5 protein-coding genes are annotated in these 7,475 nt (G+C 48.7%); 1 reads left to right on the top strand and 4 read right to left on the bottom strand.

Annotated features, from left to right (window positions below):
- Positions 1–705 (bottom strand): glycoside hydrolase family 3 protein (locus ACQY6F_RS12595; protein ID WP_428774825.1); only part of this gene is annotated, 705 nt, incomplete at its 3' end.
- A gap of 123 nt (positions 706–828) precedes the next feature.
- Here ACQY6F_RS12595 and ACQY6F_RS12590 point away from each other — a divergent pair.
- Positions 829–1,698, top strand: coding sequence for a helix-turn-helix domain-containing protein (locus ACQY6F_RS12590; protein WP_428774823.1), 870 nt, complete (start codon positions 829–831; stop codon positions 1,696–1,698).
- Positions 1,699–1,864: 166 nt separating this feature from the next.
- Here the strand turns inward: ACQY6F_RS12590 and ACQY6F_RS12585 are convergent, their stop codons facing one another.
- From ACQY6F_RS12585 to ACQY6F_RS12575, 3 genes are all read right to left on the bottom strand, one after another.
- Positions 1,865–3,148 carry a carbohydrate porin gene (locus ACQY6F_RS12585; protein ID WP_428774822.1) on the bottom strand — a complete coding sequence of 428 codons (1,284 nt, stop codon included), beginning with the start codon at positions 3,146–3,148 and terminating at the stop codon, positions 1,865–1,867.
- A 371-nt stretch (positions 3,149–3,519) separates the two neighbouring features.
- Positions 3,520–5,100, bottom strand: a complete 1,581-nt coding sequence (locus ACQY6F_RS12580; protein WP_428774820.1) for a family 16 glycosylhydrolase — start codon at positions 5,098–5,100, stop codon at positions 3,520–3,522.
- A 145-nt stretch (positions 5,101–5,245) separates the two neighbouring features.
- Positions 5,246–7,093, bottom strand: a complete 1,848-nt coding sequence (locus tag ACQY6F_RS12575) for a hypothetical protein (protein WP_428774818.1) — start codon at positions 7,091–7,093, stop codon at positions 5,246–5,248.
- Positions 7,094–7,475 lie beyond the last annotated feature (382 nt).

Genomic DNA, 7,475 nt, shown 5'->3' with positions numbered 1-7,475 from the left:
GATGGTATCAGTCAGGCGGCCACTGGGAGACTGATCTCCACTGAGAATGTCGGCCAGCGCATGTCCACCTTCCATGCCCGCTGCCCAGCTGTAGAGTACCGCTTTAATTGAATTATGACCTTCAATGCTCTCGAGCCAGGACATATCGATAATATTGGTGACGTTCATTACGACGATTACGCAATCAAAATAACGGGTTACTTTTTCAAGCATCTCCATTTCGCTATCGGTAAGGCGATAGCTACCCTGAGCGTCTGCATTGTCCTGATCTTCACCGGCAGTACGACCAATGAATACTACCGCTTTATCAGACTGTTCTGCTGCTTGCTGCACCAGTTGATTGCTCAGTGGCATCTCTTGCTGATACCAGGGCTCAGCCGCCCAGCCACCGCCGCCATCGTCAAAAGGGTGGCTGGCAATCCAATCCTGATAGACAGCAACCAGAGATTGGTTAACCGTAATGCGACAATTGGCCATTAATCCCTGCAACGCATTAACCGCATAAGGAACATTGACAGCCCCACCCGAGCCGGTGCCGCTTCGATAGGTATCAATCTGGCATCGGCCGAACAAAGAGAGGCGCTCACCCGGACGAACCGGCAACGCCCCATGCTGATTTTTCAATAGTACGATACCTTCAACGGCAGCCTGACGGCTGACTGGTACCACGTTCAATTGTGCTTGACGAACTGTCTCACTGATCATACTTACCCACCTGATAAATCGCGACTAGAAACCGCTTTCTATTCTCTTTCAGTGCTACTCATAGTAAGCTTGTGGAGTTCGTCATTCTACCAATATAACGACCATTAAAAGTAATTTAGCGACATGACTGTTACCTATCAATTGCAAGACCATCTGCGGCACCCTCACCTTAAGTTTGCCTATGTGGATGGCCATCACCACAGTGATTTTGGCATGCACCGCCATGATTTTTCTGAACTGTTTCTGGTTGCAAGTGGGCAGGCCAATCACGTAGTGGCATCGCACGTTTACCCGTTGAGTAAAGGCGACGTATTTGTGATAAACGGCAATGTCGAACACGCCTTTAAAGACGTGGATAAATTGGAAATCATCAACCTGATGTTTGAATCCGGTACGCCGTTCTTCGAGACACCCTCACTGCGATTGTTGTCTGGCTACCAGGCGATGTTTAAGGTAGAGCCCATCGCCCGGCAGGCGACAGAATATCAGGCAAAGCTGACTTTAAATGCCGAACAACTGCCAGTTGTCGAACGGCTGATAGCGGAAATAAGACAGGAGTACCGGAGTGGCGAAGCTGGGTTCGAGCTTATGCTGACAGGTTTGTTGCAACAACTGGTGATCACCCTGGCGCGCATGTATCAGCAGCAGAGCCGGGAACTACCGAAAACCACCCTGGCCTTGAGCCGGGCATTAATTTTTATCGAGCAGAATTTTACTTCGCCGGGTGTCAACAGCCAGGCAATTGCCAGCGCGGCCTTTATCAGCCAGCGGCAATTGGAACGCTTGTTCAAACAGTTCCTCCGCACCTCGCCCAACCTTTACCTGCGGGAAATGCAACTCAATTTTGCCAGCCAGCTACTGAGCGAAAACAGTGGCTTATCGATCCAGTCGGTAGCAGAAATGTGCGGGTTTACCGACAGCAACTATTTTTCCAAGTGCTTTAAGCAGAAATTTCATCTCAGTCCACGGCAATACCTAAGCCGCCAAAACTAAAAAAGCCGCTTGCTAAAGCGGCATAACGAATGACTGTGGATTTGCATTCAACGCAACAAAAACGAGTCCCCTCTGTCAATTTCGACCCGCCTGTTGCCAAGGATAGGAGTGGCACTCCCCTAGTTGCCACTCCTTATGGGTAATCTCTCCCACTACCCAAATTCACTTACCACCACATATCGGCCTGGATGCCCACCAGCAGATCGGCTTTATCACGCATAGAACCGTCCAGGTAAGTCGCTAAGAAGCGCACTTCAGGAGCAGGACCAAAACCGGTTGGCATAATAATGGTCGGCGCCACGGTCAGCTTGTAGTTGGTGGCATGATCACCAACACCGTTCGCATCTTCCCACTTGTTGTACTGGTAACCAGCTTCCGTTGCGATAAAGAAGTTGTTGGCCACAGGGAAAGAAGGACGAATCATTGCTGATGCCCAGCTGTCTTTGCCACCATTATCCAGATCGTTGTACTGGCCCTGAATAGAGTGGAAGATGCTCACACCGTTTTCGAAGAAGTAACCACCCCATACCAGAGCACGTGCAGATACATCACCCTCTTGTACTTTCTTCATGTTCGCCGGACCTTCCAGCGCACCATTACCTGGTTTCCATGCGTTATAAGTTGTGATGGTGCCGCCCAGCAGCTGGCCAGAACCTAAACCTTTACCCACCTGGGCGATGTATTTAGTGAAGCCTTTTTCAGACAGGCCAAATACTTTGTCCGAGTGAACAATTGCCGTCATTTCAGCACCGTTGCTGGCATATTTAGTACCGTCGACGAAGTTATCTGGCAGGTATTTGCCCATTGCATGCAGTTCAACACCGTCAAAGTCTACGCCAACGTGTACTGCGTGCATCGGGTTGTTATCGTCTGTACCCCAGTAGCCACCTTCAGCGTTATCACTGGCCACATAAGCAAAATCCCACTTATTACCGCCCAGTTCAACGCCTTCAATACCGACACCGGTACCTGACATATCGGTATAGAAGAAATCGGTCATAAAGATGTAGTTATCTTTACCGTAGAAGCGTTTACCACCCCAGATTGTGCCGGTATCTGTAATTCCGTCTAATTCAACAAATGTCTCAACCAAACCGATACTGCCGTTGGCGGCATCAGCGTTAGTACCGAGCTGGTTCTTACCACTCGACTGGGCATTATCAGCCCCTACGCGAGTTTTGATGCGGGCGACTTGGCCGTCATCATTTTCGAAATTCTTTTGCAGTGCCAGCTCAAAATGGTTGTCTGATTCAATACCCAGACGACCCAAACGCTCTTTTGAGGCAGGAAATTTTGATCGCTTAAAATCATCGTTTTTGCTGTATAAAGCCCCTGCACGGAAATAGCCGTGAAATTCAAATCCATCCGATTTTTCAGCGTGAACAATAGGTGTCGCCGACAGACCAGCTGTCGCAACCAGACAGGCAAGGGTAAGTTTAGATAATTTCATTATAACTCCATGTTCCATTTAGACTTAAAGAAAGCGCTTTCTTATGTATTTATAAAAAAACTGAAACTTCGATATTACAGCGGATAAACATCCTCTCCGTATTTGGGAGAAACCCTTAAATTACGTACCATAACCATCTGTTCAGTGCATGGTTATTATATTGGCATCGAATGGATCAAAACCGTGATCCCCCTCATCAAAGAAAGCGCTTTCTCGGGCATTTATCACACTTCGTCAATCTGTTGCTATACACACTTGCAGGAGTCACGTGGACAACGTAGAGATGATGATTGTAAAGATCTGACTGATTTTTATAAAAAAACGCCCTGCAGAGAAAACTTCGGCAGGGCGTGTACAGTGGAGTGTCAGGTTTATTGTTTTTCGAACCGGATGTTGTCTAAGTCGAATTTCATACCACCTGTCGGCTCAAACACCAACAAATTGTTTATCGCACTAGGATCGGCTTTATTACCGGCGACGAATCGATTACTGCTGGCCAGGATATCCGCCAGCGCCAATCTGACTTCGCCCCATTGGCCTGCAGCCGGAAGATCGACCGTTACATCACTGGTTTTTGGCCAGCCGCTGTCAATCTTAACCAGTAGCTCAGCACCGTCGGTCATCGAGTCGACTTTAATATCAAAGAGTAAATAGCCGCTATCCAGCCAATGGGTTATATCGGTGGTCGGTGAACGGAAATAGATATTACCGGCGCCATTTTGTTTCTCAATCCGCAACACCGCACCATGATCGCTGTCAGTAACTTCCTGATGGGTGACGATGTCCATAGGATCATAACTGCCGTAAGCCAGGCTACCATTCAACGTGTCAGAGAAAATATCTAACAACGGGCCGTCGGCATAGCTGTCATCCTGAACCAGAATGGCCGGCGCCGCGTTACCTTTTACATGCACGGCCTGGTCGCCCTGACTGGCACAGCCCTTGCCTTTCCATCTGTCTGCCGAGCAGCGATAGACTTTGACATAATCCACTAGCATCGTCTTGGGAAAATCGTTCTTATCTATGCCCTTCTCATTGGCATTGGCTGCCCAGGAACCGCCAACGGCCAAATTAAGCAGCAGGTGAAACTTCTCGTCGAACGGTGCCGCTCCCTCTGCATTAACAAGCGCCCCGTCAACTTTATACTGGCTGTACCAGCCTTGCTGAGTTTGCGTGGCGTAGTGAATGTTGTCCACATACCAACGGATTTCACCCTCTTCCCATTCGATCGCATAGGTATGGAAATCATCGGCAGGGTTGATGTTACCAGGCAGTGAGGCGCCCTGACCGCTGTAAACATTGTCTGGCCAGGCTTTACCATAATGCAGGCTGCCGTAGATACGGTTTTCCAACTCTCCGGCTTGCGCGCCAGCAGCATCGGACTGGGTTTTCAGGTTCACCGCTTCCATGATGTCAATTTCACCGGAAGCCGCCCAGGTACCGTACTTGTTTTCACTTGGCAGCATCCAGATCGCCGGCCAGACGCCCTGCCCGGCAGGTAACTTAGCCCGGATTTCAAACCGGCCGTATTTCTGATCGCGTTTATCTAATGTACGCAATCTGGCAGAGGTAAAAGGCAGGGTTTTATTTGCGCCGGGCTTGCCTTCTGGGTTATCCGGGCCAGTAAAACTTCCCTTGATGGCGACAATATGCAAAAGTCCGTCCTGAACGAAGGCATTTTTGGCCCGCTTGGTATAACACTGCTGCTCGTTGTTACCGCCTCCCCAGCAGTTCTGTTCCAGGCTCCAATTGCGTTTGTTTATTTCTGTGCCATCAAAGTCATCCTGCCACACCAGTGTCCAGGCTGGATTGGGCTCAACGGGTTGATTGTGCAACACCAACGGTTTCTTGGTTTGAATCACATCTGTGTCAGCGCTGTTGGTTTGACTACATCCTGCCATCGCCAAGGCTGAGATAGCGACTGCCAGTGAGTACTGGCTATTTTTTTTCATCCCTTTCATCATTACTCCGAACGAATTTGATTAGATCTGCTCTGATTTGCTGTTAAAAGACCGCTCTGCCAGTTAACTTTGTCCAGCAATAAGCAAGCAGAGGGTATGTGAGAATTCACATACCCTGTTTGAAATGAACGAGCGACTATTTGCGGAAAACAATGTTACGAATTTCCACGACGCCACCATCAATATCTGCACTGCCCTGAAAATAAAACGGAGAGGTCACATCAGCGAAATCCGGATTGCCGCTGATCAGTTCCGAAATATCAATGGTATGGCTCACCCAATCTCCTGTGATCGCACGACCACCTGGGCCAAACGCCACAGAGTTGTTGGTTTGAGGGCGGCCATTGTCACCGTAAATACCGGTCTGGAAGCCGATGTTGATGACTGATGCCGTGGTGCCTTTGATGTCAAAGCTCAAGGTGCCGTTTTCAAACCCGGTCAGATTCGCTCCGGCTTGCCCGGCAAGCACTACGCCAGCACCCCAGCCCCAGTCTTTCGCTTCGCCCGCAGTTGGCGCGGTCGTTAAGGTTAAAACACCATTTTCTTCTGCCAGGTAAGACGTTCCTTCCCAAGCGATTGTCTCTGCCCCAGTAAATAAACCCGTGTCTAATACAACGAACTGTTCAGCGTTGGTAGGTGTATCAATAACCGGTTGAGGGTTGGGTGCCAACACGCTGTCCAGGACGTTCTGTTCAATGCCGCCGTGACTCTTGAAGATACTCATTCCACCACGAGTCAGACCGTCAAATACGCCCTGATCGACCAGATCCCATATTGCATACTTGGCATTGCCATCGATGTCGATTAAGCCAAAGTGCTTTTCTGAGTCACCCGGGTTGTTCTGATCACCTTTCCACGGCTCATCAAATGCCTGGAAGAAAAACAGCGAGGCGCCAAACTCTTCAGACCAGGAGCGCATCAGGTTAAAAAACGCTTTCTGTTTATATTCATCTGCCGCTTTTGAGCCTTCATCACCGTACATAAAATTGGTCTCTGAGGCCCAACCGGTTTCACCAATGTGGATCTGTTTAGTCACGCCCTGGCTCTTGAGGTATTCCTGAACCTGTTTCACCTGAGACAACAGATGTTGCTGGGCACGAAGCATGGCAGCATCAACCTGTTCAATACTATCCAAACTCTGTTCTTGCTCCGGGACTAACCAAAATTGATTGTTGTAGTGCGTGTCGTGAAATGGATAAGAGTGGACTGAAACATAGTCGACAGCATTCACCAAATCCGCCAGCTCCGGAACATTGTAGTCACCCAGGCCTGACCAGGAAGCAAAGTTGTCTGAACTGGTGATCCAGACATCAGCCGGAATTTCCCCTGCATCCCGTTTGGTTCGCAGTGTATTTACGTGCTCCAGAATGATGGCTGGCGAGACGTGGTAAGGCGCCCAGTGAACCATGGCTTCATTGCCGACGGCCAGTACTTTGATGATCTCTGGATAGTCATTAACCATTTCAACCGCTTTAGCCACTTCAGCGTAGTTGGCCGGGTTGTTTTGGGTCGGGTCAATCGGATTACCTGTCCATGAGTTGAGTGCATCAATCCAGATCCCCAGCATCACGTACATTTCGAAGTTTTCGTCTTCCGCCATCAACTCATCAATGGCAATCAGAAGGTTGGCGGTATCGCTGAAGCCCTGGGTGTTGTAAGTGCGAAGCAGCTTAATTCCCATCGCTTGCATTAATCGCAGATCTTCTTTTAATTCCGCCACGGTCGGCACATTGGCTTCCGTTCTCTCGGTAGTGCGAAACGCACCGTAAGAAATGGCAGGATAGTGAATATTGCCCAAAAGTGGTTCGCCGCTGCGTGTTTTCGGATAGTTACCCTCAGGAGCGGGTTGAGGGTCGAGTACCACTTGGTTGGCCGTTCCTGTGTCTTTATCAATGTCGGTTGTGGTTTCACCTCCACAAGCAACCAGAGCACCGGAAAAACAAAGCAGCAACGCAGACTTTATAATGTTTTTCATCATGTTCATTCAATTGTGTCCTTACGAAATAGACCGATAGCCCACAAAGAAAGCGCTTTCTTTGTGGTTTAAAAAAATGACGCATAGTGGATAATCAAGCTTAAACCATATGCGCCACCAAAAATGCCCGAACCTGCTCAACTTACTCGGTATAGGAGCTTAAACAGGAACTTTATTGATTGTAAGAATATATAATCGACAATTATGTGACCAGCATCTTCAAGCAAGCGCTTTCTTTGGTTGTGGATCACATTCTGTTGTTTTGAACGCTCTACTACTGGCCTATCGGTCATACATGGCATTTTTTCTCAAAAATTCAGAAAGTTGGCCACGATCTTAATATCATACTAGGCGATATAACCCGCGACAGGTAAGATATGCAGCAACGAAA

Origin of the sequence: Vibrio sp. (assembly GCF_050299255.1) — a bacterium.
Lineage (GTDB): Bacteria > Pseudomonadota > Gammaproteobacteria > Enterobacterales > Vibrionaceae > Vibrio.
The sequence above is the reverse complement of the archived record's forward strand: the minus strand, read 5'-3'. Positions and strand labels throughout refer to the sequence as shown.